The following is a 14,108-nucleotide window of genomic DNA, read 5'->3' as shown; positions in this document are numbered from 1 at the left end:
TTGCAATTAGAAAGAGGTCATAAGATGCACTTTTGGGCGCGTTCAGTTTGTCTTGTCGCAGCGGTTGCTTTCTCATCTACCTCTGCGTCCTCACAACAGATTGCGGATCGGATCTATTTGGGCGGGCCAATTGTAACGATGAACGATACGGCTCCGTCCGCCGAAGCTGTCGCAGTCAAAGACGGGCGCATTCTTGCGGTCGGGTCGCTATCTGACTTGTCGGTGCATCAGGGTGAGGAAACCGAAACCTATGATCTGGAAGGGCGCGCGATGCTTCCGGGTTTCGTTGATAGCCACGGACATGTCGTCATGGGCGGCCTGCAAGCCCTGTCCGCTAACCTTCTTGCGCCACCGGACGGGGATGTCATTGATATCGCCAGTCTGCAATCCACGCTGACTGACTGGGCCGAGGAGAATGCGCAAGCCGTTGAGCAGGTCAAAATGATCATCGGTTTTGGTTACGATAATGCTCAATTAAAGGAACTCCGTCACCCAACACGACAAGAGCTGGACATTGTGTCTGAGGACTTGCCGGTCGTCATTATTCATCAGTCTGGGCATATAGGTGTCGCAAACTCGAAAGCTTTGGAATTAGCTGGTATAACGGCGGCTTCCGAAGCACCTCCGGGCGGGGTGATCCAACGCGATGAGGCCGGAGAGCCAAACGGTGTTCTGGAGGAGTACGCGTTCTTTTCTGTTCTCGTTCCCTTGCTGGGAAATCTGGGTGAAGAGGGTCTGGCAGCATTTGCCCGAGCTGGAACCGACCTTTGGGCAAAGTTTGGATATACGACCGGGCAGGAAGGCCGATCATCAGGTCAGATTGTCGAGGTTCTCAGGAAAGTTGCTGCGGAAGAAGCTCTTCCAATCGATGTAGTAGCCTTCCCGGATGTTCTTGAGTCGAAAGAGTTTATTGGTGCGAACACTTCGAAAAGCTACGAAAACAGGGTTCGGGTCGGGGGCTGTAAACTTACAATTGATGGCTCGCCGCAAGGTTTCACCGCTTTAAGGGATCGACCCTATTATGATCCGGTTGGGAACTATGCTGCCGGCTACGCAGGATACGCAGCCATCACGATGGAGCAACTCCAGGACGCGGTGAATTGGTGTTACGACAACGATTTCCAAATCCTCGTGCATTCCAACGGTGAAGGGGCATCTGACATGCTGATTGCTGCACTCGAAGAGGCACAGATCAAGTATGGCGATCCTGGCAACCGCCCAGTTCTGATTCACGGTCAGTTTCTTCGCGAGGATCAAGTCGCAAGCCTTAAGCGCCTTGGTGTGTTTCCGTCGCTCTTTCCGATGCATACGTTCTATTGGGGCGATTGGCACCGGGATCATACGGTCGGGCCGATAAACGCAGAAAATATTTCGCCTACAGGATGGCTGCACGAGCGTGGCATGAAGTTCGGCACGCATCACGATGCGCCGGTCGCCTTTCCGAACAGCATGCGTGTTCTCGCCGCGACGGTAACCCGCCGCACACGGTCTGGTGACATTTTGGGTCCCCATCAAAGAGTCGACGTTATGACCGCCTTGAAAGCCATGACAATCTGGCCCGCCTGGCAGCATTTTGAAGAAGACGAGAAGGGGTCTATCGAAGTTGGAAAAGTCGCGGACTTTGTGATTTTGTCGGACGATCCTACTGCCGTCGATCCGGAAACACTGGCGGAGCTTGAAGTGCGTGTAACGATTAAAGGCGACGAGGTGGTCTATGAAGCGGAAGGCGATGTCAGAGAGGGAAATCTGCAATTCTCGCCATTTTCAAATGACCCTGTGATTGCACACCTTTTCATGCACGCGGTCTATCAAGGCATGAAGGTTGAAGCCCCGTGGCTTGTTAGGAACTAGCCTGTGGGTTTTGGGAACTGAGACGTCACCGAATTGGTTTTATCCGGCGACAGCTTTGGCTTCACCGTTGAGCTGATCGCGCCGATCGCGATGGAAGACGGTCTGCGCTTCGCGATCCGCGAAGGCGGTCGCACTGTCGGCGCCGGTGTTGTGTCGAAAGTCATCGAGTAATCACGGTAGGTCGGGGTTCAGCCCGGCACATCGACAAGACTAAAGCAGGCCGTCCCAAACCGGGGCAGCTTTTTTTACGGTCAATATCAAGTCTGCCTCGACATGCTCGCACCACTCTGAAAAAACGTTTAGACCATTTCACTTTTTAGGCGAAAGCATTGTGATGAAAATTCCGTTTAGCCGACTATTGATGTCGACGACTATAACGCTGCTTTGTGGTTCAGTTGCAACGGCACAGAATGAGGATTTTGATGACATTCCTAAGTCTGTCAATTGGGGTGGAGAACTTGGTCTCATTAGAAAAAGCACTCTGAAAGTCGCTGATGAAGTTACGGACAATTGCTGGACAAATTCATCGTCGATACGTTCGCGAGTTTACCTGACTTACGAAGCGAACGAAATTTTCGTGCCCGATTATGAACCGAAGTTTCTAAACTTCGAAACAGTTGTTACGACGTTGTCAGCATTTGGTTTTCGCACCTCAAGCGGTATATGTGCAATCAGCGCGACATTTGATGTCCAGACTCTGGTCAATTTAACGTTGGGTGGTGCCGAGGGCAAAAGTCGTTACAGTTTCAACTACGCGGCAACTATCTTCAAACGCTCATCAATATTCACCAATAGCGCGAACGTAAACGCGCCAATCAGCGATTTTTTTGAAGGAGCCGCATCCGAGTTTGTCGCCCAAACAATCGCGGCAAGACGATCCAGTGAAATTCTTGAGTACCAGCAAGATTACCCATCTGAGAACAAAAGGCCGATGTCGGTCGAAGAGTGGGATGCGATGATCGAAACATGGATGGAAAAACAGAATAACTAAAGATCTCTTCTCGAAACCGACTTAATTACGAATACACTTGCCAAACCCCACCAACCCCACTAATACGCGCGAGTTCTCAACAAGAACATCAAGGCGGGGTGATTCCCGCCTTTTGGGTTCGATGAGGGTTGGCGATGCGCGTCTGTCCTCCTCTCAACCTCAACGCCTGATAAAAGGCTGTATCTATGCAAAGCCAAAACATCCGTATTCGGCTGAAGGCATTTGACTATCGCGTTCTGGATGCCAGCACGCAAGAGATCGTCAACACTGCCAAGCGGACCGGCGCGAACGTGCGCGGCCCGATCCCGCTGCCGAACAAGATCGAGAAGTTCACGGTTCTCCGTGGCCCTCACGTTGACAAGAAATCCCGCGACCAGTTCGAGATCCGCACGCACAAGCGTCTCTTGGACATCGTTGATCCGACCCCCCAGACCGTTGACGCGCTGATGAAGCTCGACCTCGCTGCTGGTGTGGATGTCGAGATCAAGCTGCAGTCGTAAGATCGGAGGGTATAGATTATGCGCTCTGGTATTATCGCAAAAAAAGTTGGCATGACCCGCCTGTTCATGGAAGACGGCAAGCAGATCCCTGTGACCGTTCTTCACCTGGACAACCTGCAGGTTGTTGCACAGCGCACCGCTGACAAAGACGGCTACACTGCCGTTCAGCTGGGCGCCGGTGCTGCCAAAGCAAAACGCACCTCGAAGGCCATGCGCGGTCACTATGCCGCTGCCAAGGTCGAGCCCAAGCGTAAGCTGGCCGAGTTCCGCGTCTCTGAAGATGGCCTGATCGATGTGGGCGCCGAGATTTCGGCAGAACACTTCCTGGAAGGTCAGAAAGTTGACGTTTCGGGCACCTCGATCGGTAAAGGCTTTGCCGGTGCAATGAAGCGTTGGAACTTTGGTGGTCTGCGCGCCTCGCACGGTGTTTCGATCAGCCACCGTTCGCACGGTTCGACAGGTCAGTGTCAGGACCCGGGCAAGGTGTTCAAAGGCAAGAAGATGGCCGGTCACATGGGTGCTGCCCGTGTTACCACCCAGAACCTGGAAGTTGTCAAAACCGACGCCGACCGGAACCTGGTCTTCATCAAAGGCGCCGTTCCCGGACCGAAATCGGGCTGGGTCACCGTCAAGGACGCCGTCAAGAAGAAAGCACCGGAAGGCCTGCCTTTCCCGGCAGCCGTAAAAGGTGCTGCAACTGAAGCACCTGCGGAAGAAGCTCCCGCGGAAGGTGGTGAAGCATGAAACTTGATGTAATCAAACTGGACGGCGGCAAAGCCGGCAACATCGAGCTGGATGCGGACCTGTTCGGCCTTGAGCCGCGCGCGGACATCCTGCACCGTGTGGTCCGTTGGCAGCGCAACAACGCGCAGGCTGGCACTCACAAGGTCAAGACCCGCTCGGAAACCAGCTACTCGACCAAGAAGATCTATCGCCAGAAGGGCACCGGTGGCGCACGCCATGGTGACCGTAACGCGCCGATCTTCCGTGGTGGTGGTATCTACAAAGGCCCCGTCGTGCGTTCGCACGGTCATGACCTGCCGAAGAAGTTCCGCAAGCTTGGCCTGCGCCACGCTCTGTCGGCGAAAGCCAAGGCCGGTGAACTGGTTGTGATCGAAAACGCCGAAGCCGAAGGCAAGACCGCCGCTCTGGCCAAACAGGTTGCAAACCTGGGCTGGAAACGTGCTCTGGTCATCGACGGCGCGACCGTGAACGAAGGGTTCCTGAAAGCGTCCAAGAACATCGAAGGTCTGGATATCCTGCCGTCGATGGGCGCAAACGTCTATGACATCCTCAAGCGTGACACTCTGGTGCTCACCAAAGCGGCTGTCGAAGCACTGGAGGCTCGTCTGAAATGAGCGCGAAGGCAGAACACTACGACGTGATCCGCAAGCCGGTCATCACCGAAAAGTCGACCATGGCGTCTGAAAACGGCGCGGTTGTCTTTGAAGTGGCGATCGACAGTAACAAGCCGCAAATCAAAGAGGCCGTTGAGGCTCTGTTTGGTGTGAAGGTCAAAGCGGTGAACACCACTGTGACCAAAGGCAAGGTCAAGCGGTTCCGCGGCCAGCTGGGCCGTCGGAAAGACGTCAAAAAAGCATATGTGACCCTGGAAGAGGGTAACACAATCGACGTGAGCACCGGCCTTTGATCCGACGCTTACTGCGACTATTCACGGCCCCGGCGGTTCAACCCGCCGGGGCCGATTTCGTTTCGGACCCTGAAACTGCGCGTGCGCAGTTGTTGGAGAAGATGCGGGCTTTCAGCGCCGAGCCCTATTTTCAGATCGCCGATGAAAAGCTGGGGCTTTTGTCGGTTTTCGACGATCTGAAATACGACCGGGCGGATGTGGACATGATCTCTCCGGCGATGCGCAATCATGTGGTCGGTAAGCTTGGTCCGCTGGGGTTTCGCCAGACCTCGGGTACGGTGTTGGAACACGTCGAGGCCGAGATGCGTGTGCACATCCCCAAGTTCCACGCCCTCGGTGCGTCGCCCTTCGACATCACGCGCTATACTGAGAAACGCCCGCAGGATTACTGTCTCCTTACGCCCACACAGGTGGCCTGCCAGTACGTGGATCACTACGTGCTGGACGAAGCGGTGCAGCGGATCGAGACGTTAATTACGAAGCACCCGATCAACCTGCTCAAACTGGCGGATTATCTGGAAGGCAAACCCAAGCACCGCGCATTTCGCGAGGTTTTGGGTCATATCAAACTCAAGCAACGTATCGCGGTAGAGTCTGAGCCGCTCTGCAGAAGGCGGTCGTTGGGGTAAGAGTTGTGTTGACTCATCAGAAACGCTTCAGAAGCACGTGCAACCCTGGAAGAGAGACCACACATCGATATATCCGGCGGTCCGTGATTGGACGCGTCTTTGGGGAGAGGTAAGTGGCGTGCTCATGGGGGTTGTTCTTACGCGGCGACACAAAAATTTGAGCGCTAAACTCTCATAATTTGCACAATTCGCTTGCTATGTCGCGCGGGTAGTCTATCCGGCTTCCAACAAACAAAAGACATGGCAGGCGCATGACCGAAACCTCTCTCTCGACCCGGGAAAACCCGGATAGAACTGCCGCGCGGGATTGGGTTTCGACGCTTGCCAAATACCGCGAACCTAATCAATGGCGCAGTTCCTTTGAGCTGGGTGTCAGCATTATCCCATTCTTTGTGCTTTGGGCGCTGTCCTGGATGGCATTATCCATCAGCTACTGGCTGGCATTTGCCATTGCGGTCCTGAATGCGGCCTTCCTGCTGCGCCTGTTTGCGATCCAACACGATTGCGGGCACAGGGCGTTCTTCAAGAACCGGACAGTCAGCGACTGGGTTGGACGGGTGATCGGGGTGCTGACCCTTACACCTTATGATGTCTGGCGCCGCACTCATTCTTACCATCACAACAGTTCGGGTAACTTGGATAAGCGGGGAATGGGGGATATCCACACGCTGACAGTGGCTGAGTACCAATCCAAGTCTCCCATGAACCGGTTCTGGTATCGCGTTTACCGCAATCCGGTCACACTGTTCGTACTTGGTCCCGGCTATTTGTTCCTGCTCCAAAACCGTCTGCCCTTGGGTTTAACTGGTAACGCTCGGTTCTGGGTCAGCGCGATGGGCACCAATATAGCTATTCTGACCGCACTTTTTGCTGTCTACTACTATGGCGGCTTGATGCCGGTCCTACTGATTTTTCTGCCCTCAACCCTGATTGCGGCAACTGCAGGAGTATGGCTGTTTTATGTTCAGCACCAATTCGAAGAAACGCATTGGGAATCGGACAAGGATTGGCAGTTGCACGAGGCGGCCCTGCACGGAAGCTCGCATTATGTTCTGCCGCCGGTGCTACAGTGGTTCAGTGCCAATATCGGCATCCACCACGTGCACCATCTGTACAGCCGCATTCCGTTCTACCGCCTGACCGAAGTGCTGCGCGATCACGACGAGTTGGCAAACAGCAACAGGATGACCATTCGTGAGAGCATTGCCAACGCGCGGTTGCACCTGTGGGACGAAAAACACCGCCGCCTGTTGTCCTTCGCCGAGGTTCGCGCATTGTATCAGTGAGTGGCAAGTTACCTGAGTTCTTCCGGCCGGATAAGCAATACCCACTGATCGCGCGACTTGCGAAATTGGAACCTGGGGCAAATGTTGCGGTGCCTTTTTCTTTGGTCTCCATAAGAATCTTGGGCCGCACCCTATAGACACCCATCCTCAACACTGCTACACGCTCCCAATCTTGCGGCCTCGGATTCGTTCCGGGGCCTCTGATATTTGTAACCGGGGACCTTCGGGGCCCTATACCCTTGGCACCTACGGGGGCCTATCACATAGCGGGGAAATCCCTGCACTTGCTAAACGGAAGACAGAAAGCATGGCACTCAAGTCGTACAAGCCGACGACGCCGGGCCAGCGCGGGCTGGTGCTGATCGACCGTTCGGAGCTTTGGAAAGGACGTCCGGTCAAGTCTCTCACAGAGGGTTTGACCAAATCGGGCGGCCGGAACAACACCGGACGGATCACTTCACGCCGCCGCGGCGGTGGCGCAAAGCGTCTCTACCGGATCGTTGACTTCAAACGGAACAAATTTGATGTCGCGGCAACCGTCGAGCGGATCGAATATGACCCGAACCGGACCGCATTCATCGCACTGGTAAAATACGAAGACGGCGAGCAGGCATATATCCTGGCTCCGCAGCGTCTGGCTGTTGGTGACAAAGTCGTGGCATCCGCCAAGGCCGACATCAAGCCGGGCAACGCAATGCCCTTCTCGGGCATGCCCATTGGTACCATCGTCCACAACATCGAGATGAAGCCTGGTAAAGGCGGTCAGATCGCACGTGCGGCCGGTACTTACGCTCAGTTCGTTGGTCGCGATGGCGGCTACGCTCAGATCCGTCTGAGCTCGGGCGAGCTGCGCATGGTCCGTCAGGAATGCATGGCCACCGTTGGTGCCGTGTCCAACCCCGACAACAGCAACCAAAACCTCGGTAAAGCCGGTCGTATGCGCCACAAGGGCGTTCGTCCGTCGGTTCGTGGTGTTGCAATGAACCCGATCGACCACCCGCACGGTGGTGGTGAAGGTCGTACCTCGGGTGGCCGTACGCCGGTTACTCCGTGGGGTAAGGACACCAAGGGTAAGCGTACCCGCAACAAGAACAAAGCGTCCCAGAAGCTGATCATCCGCTCGCGGCACGCCAAGAAGAAGGGACGTTAATCTATGTCTCGCTCTGTTTGGAAGGGTCCTTTCGTCGATGCTTACGTGCTGAAAAAAGCCGAAGCAGCGCGCGAGTCGGGCCGCAACGAAGTCATCAAGATTTGGTCGCGTCGTTCCACCATTCTGCCCCAGTTCGTGGGTCTGACCTTTGGTGTGTACAACGGCCATAAGCATATCCCCGTCAACGTCTCGGAAGACATGATCGGTCAGAAGTTCGGTGAATACTCGCCGACTCGTACCTATTACGGTCACGCCGCTGACAAAAAAGCGAAGCGGAAGTAAGTCATGGGCAAGGAAAAGAACCCCCGCCGCGTGGCTGAAAACGAAGCAATGGCGAAAACGCGCATGCTCCGTACTAGCCCGCAGAAACTGAACCTGGTTGCGCAGATGATCCGCGGCAAGAAAGTTGAGAAGGCTCTGACCGACCTGACTTTCTCGAACAAGCGTGTCGCGCAGGACGTCAAGAAGTGCCTGCAGTCTGCAATCGCCAACGCCGAGAACAACCACAACCTGGATGTCGACGAACTGATCGTCGCCGAAGCCTGGGTTGGCAAGAACCTGGTCATGAAGCGCGGTCGTCCGCGTGCCCGTGGCCGTTTCGGCAAGATCATGAAGCCGTTCTCGGAGATCACCATCAAGGTGCGTCAAGTTGAGGAGCAAGCCTAATGGGACATAAAGTCAATCCGATCGGCATGCGCCTTCAGGTCAACCGCACCTGGGACAGCCGCTGGTACGCCGACACCAAGGACTACGGTGATCTTCTGCTGGAAGACCTCAAAATCCGTGAGTTCATCAACAAAGAGTGCAAGCAGGCCGGTGTTGCCCGTGTGATCATCGAACGTCCGCACAAGAAGTGCCGCGTCACGATCCACACGGCTCGTCCCGGTGTCATCATCGGCAAGAAAGGTGCAGACATCGAAGTTCTGCGCAAAAAGCTTGCTCGTATGACCGACAGCGAACTGCACCTGAACATCGTTGAAGTGCGCAAGCCCGAGCTTGACGCGCAGCTGGTTGCCGAGTCCATTGCTCAGCAGCTGGAGCGCCGCGTCTCGTTCCGCCGCGCGATGAAGCGCTCGGTTCAGAACGCCATGCGCATGGGCGCCCTGGGTATCCGGGTGAACGTCGCTGGTCGTCTGGGTGGCGCCGAAATCGCACGGACCGAGTGGTACCGCGAAGGCCGCGTGCCTCTGCACACCCTGCGTGCCGACATCGATTACGCACATGCCGAAGCGATGACTCCTTACGGGATCATCGGGATCAAGGTCTGGATCTTCAAAGGTGAGATCATGGAGCACGATCCGCAGGCACGTGACCGTAAAGCACAGGAACTCCAGGACGGCCCTGCACCTCGTGGTGCTGGTGGCGGTCGTCGCTAAGGAGGGAAAGATATGCTTCAACCAAAGCGTACTAAATTCCGCAAGATGCACAAAGGCCGGATCAAGGGGCTCGCCAAAGGCGGTTCCGATCTGAACTTTGGCACCTACGGTCTGAAAGCACTGCAGCCCGAGCGCGTCACCGCGCGTCAGATCGAAGCTGCACGTCGTGCCATGACCCGTCACATGAAACGTCAAGGCCGCGTCTGGATCCGGATCTTCCCGGATACTCCCGTGACCTCGAAGCCGACCGAAGTCCGTATGGGTAAAGGTAAAGGCTCCGTTGACTTCTGGGCAGCGAAAGTAAAGCCCGGTCGTGTGATGTTCGAAATTGACGGCGTCAATGACGACATCGCCCGCGAGGCCCTGCGCCTGGCCGCGATGAAGCTGCCGATCAAGACCCGCGTTGTGGTCCGCGAAGACTGGTAAGCGATTGGGGCTTTGACCCCACTCGTTACAAGAATGACCCTCGTCGGGAAACCGGCGGGGGTTTTCTTTTGGCTCGGCAGCCCGTGCTTCGTGGATCGTGAAAAACGTCGACCTCCCTCTGCCGCACCCCTAGGCTAGCTTGCAGGAATGGGAGGGTCCTATGGTTCAGCTGCGCAAAAAGATGCTCATTAAGGAAGTCATAACCACCGACCAGTTGGGCCAGCCTTGTGATCCGATCAGTCGGGTTGCAGCGCTGGCGGTGATGCAGAACCCTCTGGCCGGGCACTTCTCGGACGATCTTTCAGAGTTGTTCGAGATCGGCGCCATTCTGGGTTTGGAACTCGCCGCTGAGGCAGTTTCTCAGCTTGATGGGCCGCCGGTTTCGTACGGCAAAGCCGCGATTGTCGGCATGAACGGCGATCTTGAGCAGGGCGGGGCGGTGATCCACCCCAAACTCGGTGCGCCCATGCGCGCTGCGGTGGGCGGAGGTGAGGCGGTGATACCGTCCAACGCCAAGCTGGGCGCGCCGGGTTGCGCGATTGATCTTCCGCTGGGGCACAAGGACAATCCGTGGTCGTTCGATCATTTCGACACGATGACGCTGAACATCCCAGATGCGCCGAAACCGGATGAGATCGTGCTGTGCCTCGCCTATGCCGACGGAGGTCGCCCGATACCGCGCTGTGGCAAAGGGCCCATCAAGACCTAAGCGGCTGGTCTTGCCGAGAAGGCTGGGATATGCCCGGCCCATGGCACAAATTGAATCACTCTTCGTCACACGACTCTATCGCGCAGCCCTGTCCGAGTTCGATCCCAGGATCGACGCGGAGGAATTGGAAAGTTCATGCTTCGTCATTGCTGAAGATGATGAGGCCGGGCAGGACTGGTGTGAAGCGAACGCGTATCCCGGCTACACCAGTTATGCTTCGCTGACCGATTTGCCTTGGCGATTTCCGATATTTGCCGATCTTGTCAAAGTGCTGGATCAGCACGTCGCGGCTTTCGCCAAGGATTTGGAGTTTGATCTGGACGACCGCGCGTTGAAGCTTGAGGATCTGTGGATCAATATCCTGCCCGAGGGCGGAATGCATGCCAGTCACCTGCACCCTCACAGTGTCATTTCGGGCACGACCTATGTGTCCATGCCGGAAGGGGCCAGTGCACTGAAACTGGAAGACCCGCGTTCGGGCCGTATGATGGCCGCCCCGACGAGGCTGAAAGGCGGGCGTCGGGAATTACAGCCTTTCATCTACATGAAGCCACAGGTGGGCGACGTCCTGCTGTGGGAAAGCTGGCTGCGCCACGAGGTGCCGATGAATATGGCCGAGGACGAGCGGATTTCTGTTAGCTTCAACTATAAATGGGAGTGAAGCGTCTTAAAGCGTCAAGGTGAAAGCGCTCCAGCTACTTCGTCGGAGGATACTATGACCAAAACAGCTCTCGTCACAGGCGCATCAGCCGGAATTGGTCGGGAATTGGCACGTTATCATGCGTCGCGAGGCGGCAATCTGATCATCAGTGCGCGACGCGGAGATGCGTTAGATGCCCTCAGATCAGAGCTTGAGGCAGCCCACGATGTTACTGTCACTGCCATTCCGCTTGATCTGGGTGCTGTTGGAGGCGCGGAAAAACTTTATGAGGCCGTCAAGTGCAAAGACCTGACGGTCGACTACCTGATCAACAATGCTGGATTCGGAGGGCATGGGGCTTTTTTGGATCGCCGCCTTTCGGACGATCTGGATATGATCCGGCTGAACGTCGAAGCCCTTGTCTCTCTGTGTCATCTGTTCGGCAGGGATATGATCAGTGGCGGTGGCGGAAAGATACTGAATGTCAGTTCGACTGCGGCGCATATGCCGGGTCCATTGCAGGCGACCTATTTTGCCACCAAGGCCTATGTTTCGAGTTTCAGTCAGGCGCTCGCGGAGGAGCTGAAAGGTAAGGGCGTCACTGTGACGGCGCTGGAGCCGGGCTATGTCGTGACCGAATTTGCTGCTGCTGCAAATCTTGAGGGCACGAAGCTAGTTGCCCAAAAAGGGGCGACCGCTGAGGCCGTGGCCAAAGTGGGCTATGACGCCATGATCGATGGGAAGCTCACGGTGATCAACGATAAGTCGCTCGCGTTTGTGCTGGGTTGGGTCATGCCGTTGCTGCCGCGACGCGCGCGCCTGAAAATGGTTCGGAAAATGCAGGAGAAAGGTGCCTGAGCACTTGGCCGCGTTTGTCGGGATCCAGAAAGGTCGCAGTAGTGATCTGCTGCCCGGTTTCAGAGGGCGGCGGTAATTTGGAAACAGGTAGTTTCATCTGCCCGAACACGGTTTGAAACTTTCCCTTGCCACCCACCCCCCAAACCCTTATACGGCGGCATCCTGCGATCTCCCGGCGTTGTCGGGCGATTCGTATGTCTATCATTCATCCACCAGGTCAAAGGTGACCCTGTAAGGGGGCCTTCTGGTGTTTTGAGCAAAGGAAAAGGCGATGAACGCCCAAGAACTGCGTGACAAGACCCCGGACCAGCTCCGCGAGGAACTGGCCAACCTGAAGAAAGAAAGCTTTAACCTGCGCTTTCAACAGGCAACCGGTCAGCTGGAAAACACAGCCGGCATCAAAGCGGCCCGCCGCAACGCTGCCCGTGTCAAAACCATTCTGAACGAAAAGGCCGCTGCTGCGGCATCCGAGGAGTAATCAGATGCCCAAGCGTATCCTGCAAGGCACCGTGACCAGCGACGCCAACGAACAGACCGTAACCGTATCCGTCGAGCGCCGCTTTACGCATCCGGTTCTGAAGAAAACCATCCGTAAGTCCAAGAAATACCGGGCTCACGATGAAAAGAACGCCTTCAAGGTCGGTGACACCGTACGCATCATCGAATGCGCGCCGAAATCGAAGACGAAACGTTGGGAGGTTCTGGAGGCGTAAGCCCCCAAGACTTTTCATTTGTCGAAACCCTGGGGGATTTAACGAGACCAGCCCCCACAGGTCGGGAGAAACCACATGATCCAGATGCAGACCAATCTGGATGTCGCTGACAACTCCGGCGCACGCCGAGTTCAGTGCATCAAGGTCCTGGGTGGTTCCAAGCGTAAATACGCCTCCGTGGGCGACATCATTGTCGTCTCGGTGAAGGAAGCCATCCCGCGCGGCCGCGTGAAGAAAGGTGACGTCCGCAAGGCCGTCGTCGTACGCACCGCCAAGGAAGTCCGTCGTGAAGACGGCACAGCGATCCGTTTCGATCGCAACGCCGCCGTCATCCTGAACAACAACAACGAGCCCGTAGGTACCCGTATCTTTGGCCCCGTTGTTCGTGAACTGCGCGGCAAGAACTTCATGAAAATCATCTCGCTGGCTCCGGAGGTGCTGTAATCATGGCTGCTAAACTCCGCAAAGGCGACAAGGTCGTCGTGCTGGCCGGCAAGGACAAGGGCAAAGAGGGAACTATCACCTCGGTTGACCCTAAAGCCGGTAAAGCTGTTGTTGATGGCATCAACATCGCCATCCGCCACACCCGCCAGACCCAGAACAGCCAGGGCGGCCGTTTGCCTCAGGCAAACCCGGTTGAACTGTCGAACCTGGCACTGCTGGACAAGAACGGCAAAGCAACCCGCGTTGGCTTCCGCATGGAAGGCGACAAGAAGGTGCGTTTCGCCAAGACCACGGGGGACGTGATCGATGCTTGATAACGCAACCTACACCCCGCGTCTGAAAGCTCAGTACGCCGAAACCATCCGTGCCGCTCTGAAAGAAGAGTTCGGCTACAAGAACGACATGCAGCTGCCCAAGCTGGAAAAAATCGTTCTGAACATCGGTTGTGGTGCTGAGGCCGTCAAAGACTCGAAGAAAGCGAAAGCTGCTGTCGAGGATCTGACTGCGATTGCTGGCCAGAAGGCCGTTGCAACCAAGGCGAAGAAGTCGATCGCGGGTTTCCGCGTCCGTGAAGACATGCCGCTGGGTGCGAAAGTGACCCTGCGCGGTGACCGGATGTACGAATTCCTGGATCGTCTGATCACTATCGCGATGCCTCGCGTTCGTGACTTCCGCGGTGTGAAGCCGTCTTTCGATGGTCGTGGCAACTTTGCCATGGGCATGAAAGAGCACATCGTGTTCCCTGAGATTGATTTCGACAAGGTCGATGAAGTCTGGGGCCTGGATATCGTAATTGCCACCACAGCGAAAACCGACGCTGAAGCAAAGGCATTGTTGAAAGCATTCAACATGCCGTTCAACGCGTAAGCGCCGGGAGGATTGAG

At 56.0% G+C, this 14,108-nt stretch carries 21 protein-coding genes and 1 pseudogene; all 22 read left to right on the top strand.

Annotated elements, in window-relative coordinates; translation table 11 throughout:
- Positions 1-138: 138 nt before the first annotated feature.
- The gene (locus ACR0JG_RS04630; RefSeq protein WP_480503737.1) at positions 139-1,851 is read left to right on the top strand and encodes an amidohydrolase; all 1,713 of its coding nucleotides are present in this window, start codon (positions 139-141) and stop codon (positions 1,849-1,851) included.
- A gap of 27 nt (positions 1,852-1,878) precedes the next feature.
- Positions 1,879-2,022, top strand: a pseudogene (locus ACR0JG_RS04625) (EF-Tu C-terminal domain-related protein); the annotation flags it as partial.
- A gap of 163 nt (positions 2,023-2,185) precedes the next feature.
- A complete protein-coding gene (locus ACR0JG_RS04620; protein WP_480567817.1) occupies positions 2,186-2,842 on the top strand; it encodes a hypothetical protein in 657 nt (218 codons plus the stop codon).
- A 185-nt stretch (positions 2,843-3,027) separates the two neighbouring features.
- Complete coding sequence (gene rpsJ, locus ACR0JG_RS04615; RefSeq protein ID WP_008756422.1) at positions 3,028-3,342, top strand: 30S ribosomal protein S10; 315 nt, start codon at positions 3,028-3,030, stop codon at positions 3,340-3,342.
- An 18-nt stretch (positions 3,343-3,360) separates the two neighbouring features.
- Positions 3,361-4,086 (top strand): 50S ribosomal protein L3, encoded by a 726-nt coding sequence (gene rplC, locus ACR0JG_RS04610; RefSeq protein ID WP_039538255.1) that lies wholly within the window; start codon positions 3,361-3,363, stop codon positions 4,084-4,086.
- Positions 4,083-4,700: a 50S ribosomal protein L4 gene (gene rplD, locus ACR0JG_RS04605; RefSeq protein WP_010437039.1), complete on the top strand. Its 618-nt coding sequence runs from the start codon at positions 4,083-4,085 to the stop codon at positions 4,698-4,700. Before rplC ends, rplD begins: the two co-directional genes overlap by 4 nt.
- Positions 4,697-4,993, top strand: a complete 297-nt coding sequence (locus ACR0JG_RS04600; RefSeq protein ID WP_010437040.1) for a 50S ribosomal protein L23 — start codon at positions 4,697-4,699, stop codon at positions 4,991-4,993. The genes rplD and ACR0JG_RS04600 overlap by 4 nt, the downstream gene beginning before the upstream one ends.
- Positions 4,990-5,622 (top strand): hypothetical protein, encoded by a 633-nt coding sequence (locus tag ACR0JG_RS04595; RefSeq protein WP_480567814.1) that lies wholly within the window; start codon positions 4,990-4,992, stop codon positions 5,620-5,622. Before ACR0JG_RS04600 ends, ACR0JG_RS04595 begins: the two co-directional genes overlap by 4 nt.
- A gap of 251 nt (positions 5,623-5,873) precedes the next feature.
- Entirely contained in the window at positions 5,874-6,908 is a 1,035-nt protein-coding gene (locus ACR0JG_RS04590; protein WP_480567811.1) for a fatty acid desaturase, read from the top strand.
- A gap of 307 nt (positions 6,909-7,215) precedes the next feature.
- Entirely contained in the window at positions 7,216-8,058 is an 843-nt protein-coding gene (rplB, locus tag ACR0JG_RS04585; protein ID WP_008757664.1) for a 50S ribosomal protein L2, read from the top strand.
- Between the two features lie 3 nt (positions 8,059-8,061).
- Positions 8,062-8,340 (top strand): 30S ribosomal protein S19, encoded by a 279-nt coding sequence (gene rpsS, locus ACR0JG_RS04580; protein WP_010437056.1) that lies wholly within the window; start codon positions 8,062-8,064, stop codon positions 8,338-8,340.
- Positions 8,341-8,343: 3 nt separating this feature from the next.
- A complete protein-coding gene (gene rplV / locus ACR0JG_RS04575; protein WP_039538267.1) occupies positions 8,344-8,724 on the top strand; it encodes a 50S ribosomal protein L22 in 381 nt (126 codons plus the stop codon).
- A complete protein-coding gene (gene rpsC / locus ACR0JG_RS04570) occupies positions 8,724-9,434 on the top strand; it encodes a 30S ribosomal protein S3 (protein ID WP_008758042.1) in 711 nt (236 codons plus the stop codon). The genes rplV and rpsC overlap by 1 nt, the downstream gene beginning before the upstream one ends.
- Before the next feature lie 12 nt (positions 9,435-9,446).
- On the top strand, positions 9,447-9,860 hold the full coding sequence (rplP, locus tag ACR0JG_RS04565; protein ID WP_039538270.1) for a 50S ribosomal protein L16: 414 nt from the start codon (positions 9,447-9,449) through the stop codon (positions 9,858-9,860).
- A 160-nt stretch (positions 9,861-10,020) separates the two neighbouring features.
- Positions 10,021-10,569, top strand: coding sequence for an amino acid synthesis family protein (locus ACR0JG_RS04560; protein ID WP_170663177.1), 549 nt, complete (start codon positions 10,021-10,023; stop codon positions 10,567-10,569).
- Between the two features lie 40 nt (positions 10,570-10,609).
- The gene (locus ACR0JG_RS04555) at positions 10,610-11,230 is read left to right on the top strand and encodes a 2OG-Fe(II) oxygenase family protein (protein ID WP_170609980.1); all 621 of its coding nucleotides are present in this window, start codon (positions 10,610-10,612) and stop codon (positions 11,228-11,230) included.
- Positions 11,231-11,284: 54 nt separating this feature from the next.
- A complete protein-coding gene (locus tag ACR0JG_RS04550; RefSeq protein ID WP_170597784.1) occupies positions 11,285-12,067 on the top strand; it encodes an SDR family NAD(P)-dependent oxidoreductase in 783 nt (260 codons plus the stop codon).
- A 271-nt stretch (positions 12,068-12,338) separates the two neighbouring features.
- The gene (gene rpmC / locus ACR0JG_RS04545; RefSeq protein WP_010437082.1) at positions 12,339-12,545 is read left to right on the top strand and encodes a 50S ribosomal protein L29; all 207 of its coding nucleotides are present in this window, start codon (positions 12,339-12,341) and stop codon (positions 12,543-12,545) included.
- A 4-nt stretch (positions 12,546-12,549) separates the two neighbouring features.
- Positions 12,550-12,780, top strand: a complete 231-nt coding sequence (gene rpsQ / locus ACR0JG_RS04540) for a 30S ribosomal protein S17 (protein ID WP_068340771.1) — start codon at positions 12,550-12,552, stop codon at positions 12,778-12,780.
- 75 nt (positions 12,781-12,855) lie between these two features.
- Positions 12,856-13,224 (top strand): 50S ribosomal protein L14, encoded by a 369-nt coding sequence (gene rplN, locus ACR0JG_RS04535; RefSeq protein WP_008757934.1) that lies wholly within the window; start codon positions 12,856-12,858, stop codon positions 13,222-13,224.
- 2 nt (positions 13,225-13,226) lie between these two features.
- Positions 13,227-13,538 (top strand): 50S ribosomal protein L24, encoded by a 312-nt coding sequence (rplX, locus tag ACR0JG_RS04530; RefSeq protein WP_170419374.1) that lies wholly within the window; start codon positions 13,227-13,229, stop codon positions 13,536-13,538.
- A complete protein-coding gene (rplE, locus tag ACR0JG_RS04525; protein WP_170392897.1) occupies positions 13,531-14,091 on the top strand; it encodes a 50S ribosomal protein L5 in 561 nt (186 codons plus the stop codon). Before rplX ends, rplE begins: the two co-directional genes overlap by 8 nt.
- The last annotated feature ends 17 nt before the right edge of the window (positions 14,092-14,108 follow it).

It is taken from the genome of Ruegeria sp. AD5, from assembly GCF_056542345.1.
This window is presented reverse-complemented; position numbering and strand designations above follow the sequence as displayed.

What these genes read in the sequence shown, in the direction of transcription:
- rplC (WP_039538255.1), top strand. Translation starts at nt 3,361, where the DNA reads ATGCGCTCTGGTATTATCGCAAAAAAAGTTGGCATGACCCGCCTGTTC.
- ACR0JG_RS04560 (WP_170663177.1), top strand. Translation starts at nt 10,021, where the DNA reads ATGGTTCAGCTGCGCAAAAAGATGCTCATTAAGGAAGTCATAACCACC.
- rplD (WP_010437039.1), top strand. Translation starts at nt 4,083, where the DNA reads ATGAAACTTGATGTAATCAAACTGGACGGCGGCAAAGCCGGCAACATC.
- rpsS (WP_010437056.1), top strand. Translation starts at nt 8,062, where the DNA reads ATGTCTCGCTCTGTTTGGAAGGGTCCTTTCGTCGATGCTTACGTGCTG.
- rplX (WP_170419374.1), top strand. Translation starts at nt 13,227, where the DNA reads ATGGCTGCTAAACTCCGCAAAGGCGACAAGGTCGTCGTGCTGGCCGGC.
- rplE (WP_170392897.1), top strand. Translation starts at nt 13,531, where the DNA reads ATGCTTGATAACGCAACCTACACCCCGCGTCTGAAAGCTCAGTACGCC.
- ACR0JG_RS04630 (WP_480503737.1), top strand. Translation starts at nt 139, where the DNA reads ATGAACGATACGGCTCCGTCCGCCGAAGCTGTCGCAGTCAAAGACGGG.
- ACR0JG_RS04550 (WP_170597784.1), top strand. Translation starts at nt 11,285, where the DNA reads ATGACCAAAACAGCTCTCGTCACAGGCGCATCAGCCGGAATTGGTCGG.
- rplB (WP_008757664.1), top strand. Translation starts at nt 7,216, where the DNA reads ATGGCACTCAAGTCGTACAAGCCGACGACGCCGGGCCAGCGCGGGCTG.
- rpsJ (WP_008756422.1), top strand. Translation starts at nt 3,028, where the DNA reads ATGCAAAGCCAAAACATCCGTATTCGGCTGAAGGCATTTGACTATCGC.
- ACR0JG_RS04620 (WP_480567817.1), top strand. Translation starts at nt 2,186, where the DNA reads ATGAAAATTCCGTTTAGCCGACTATTGATGTCGACGACTATAACGCTG.
- rplP (WP_039538270.1), top strand. Translation starts at nt 9,447, where the DNA reads ATGCTTCAACCAAAGCGTACTAAATTCCGCAAGATGCACAAAGGCCGG.
- ACR0JG_RS04600 (WP_010437040.1), top strand. Translation starts at nt 4,697, where the DNA reads ATGAGCGCGAAGGCAGAACACTACGACGTGATCCGCAAGCCGGTCATC.
- rpsC (WP_008758042.1), top strand. Translation starts at nt 8,724, where the DNA reads ATGGGACATAAAGTCAATCCGATCGGCATGCGCCTTCAGGTCAACCGC.
- rpsQ (WP_068340771.1), top strand. Translation starts at nt 12,550, where the DNA reads ATGCCCAAGCGTATCCTGCAAGGCACCGTGACCAGCGACGCCAACGAA.
- ACR0JG_RS04590 (WP_480567811.1), top strand. Translation starts at nt 5,874, where the DNA reads ATGACCGAAACCTCTCTCTCGACCCGGGAAAACCCGGATAGAACTGCC.
- rplN (WP_008757934.1), top strand. Translation starts at nt 12,856, where the DNA reads ATGATCCAGATGCAGACCAATCTGGATGTCGCTGACAACTCCGGCGCA.
- ACR0JG_RS04555 (WP_170609980.1), top strand. Translation starts at nt 10,610, where the DNA reads ATGGCACAAATTGAATCACTCTTCGTCACACGACTCTATCGCGCAGCC.
- rplV (WP_039538267.1), top strand. Translation starts at nt 8,344, where the DNA reads ATGGGCAAGGAAAAGAACCCCCGCCGCGTGGCTGAAAACGAAGCAATG.
- rpmC (WP_010437082.1), top strand. Translation starts at nt 12,339, where the DNA reads ATGAACGCCCAAGAACTGCGTGACAAGACCCCGGACCAGCTCCGCGAG.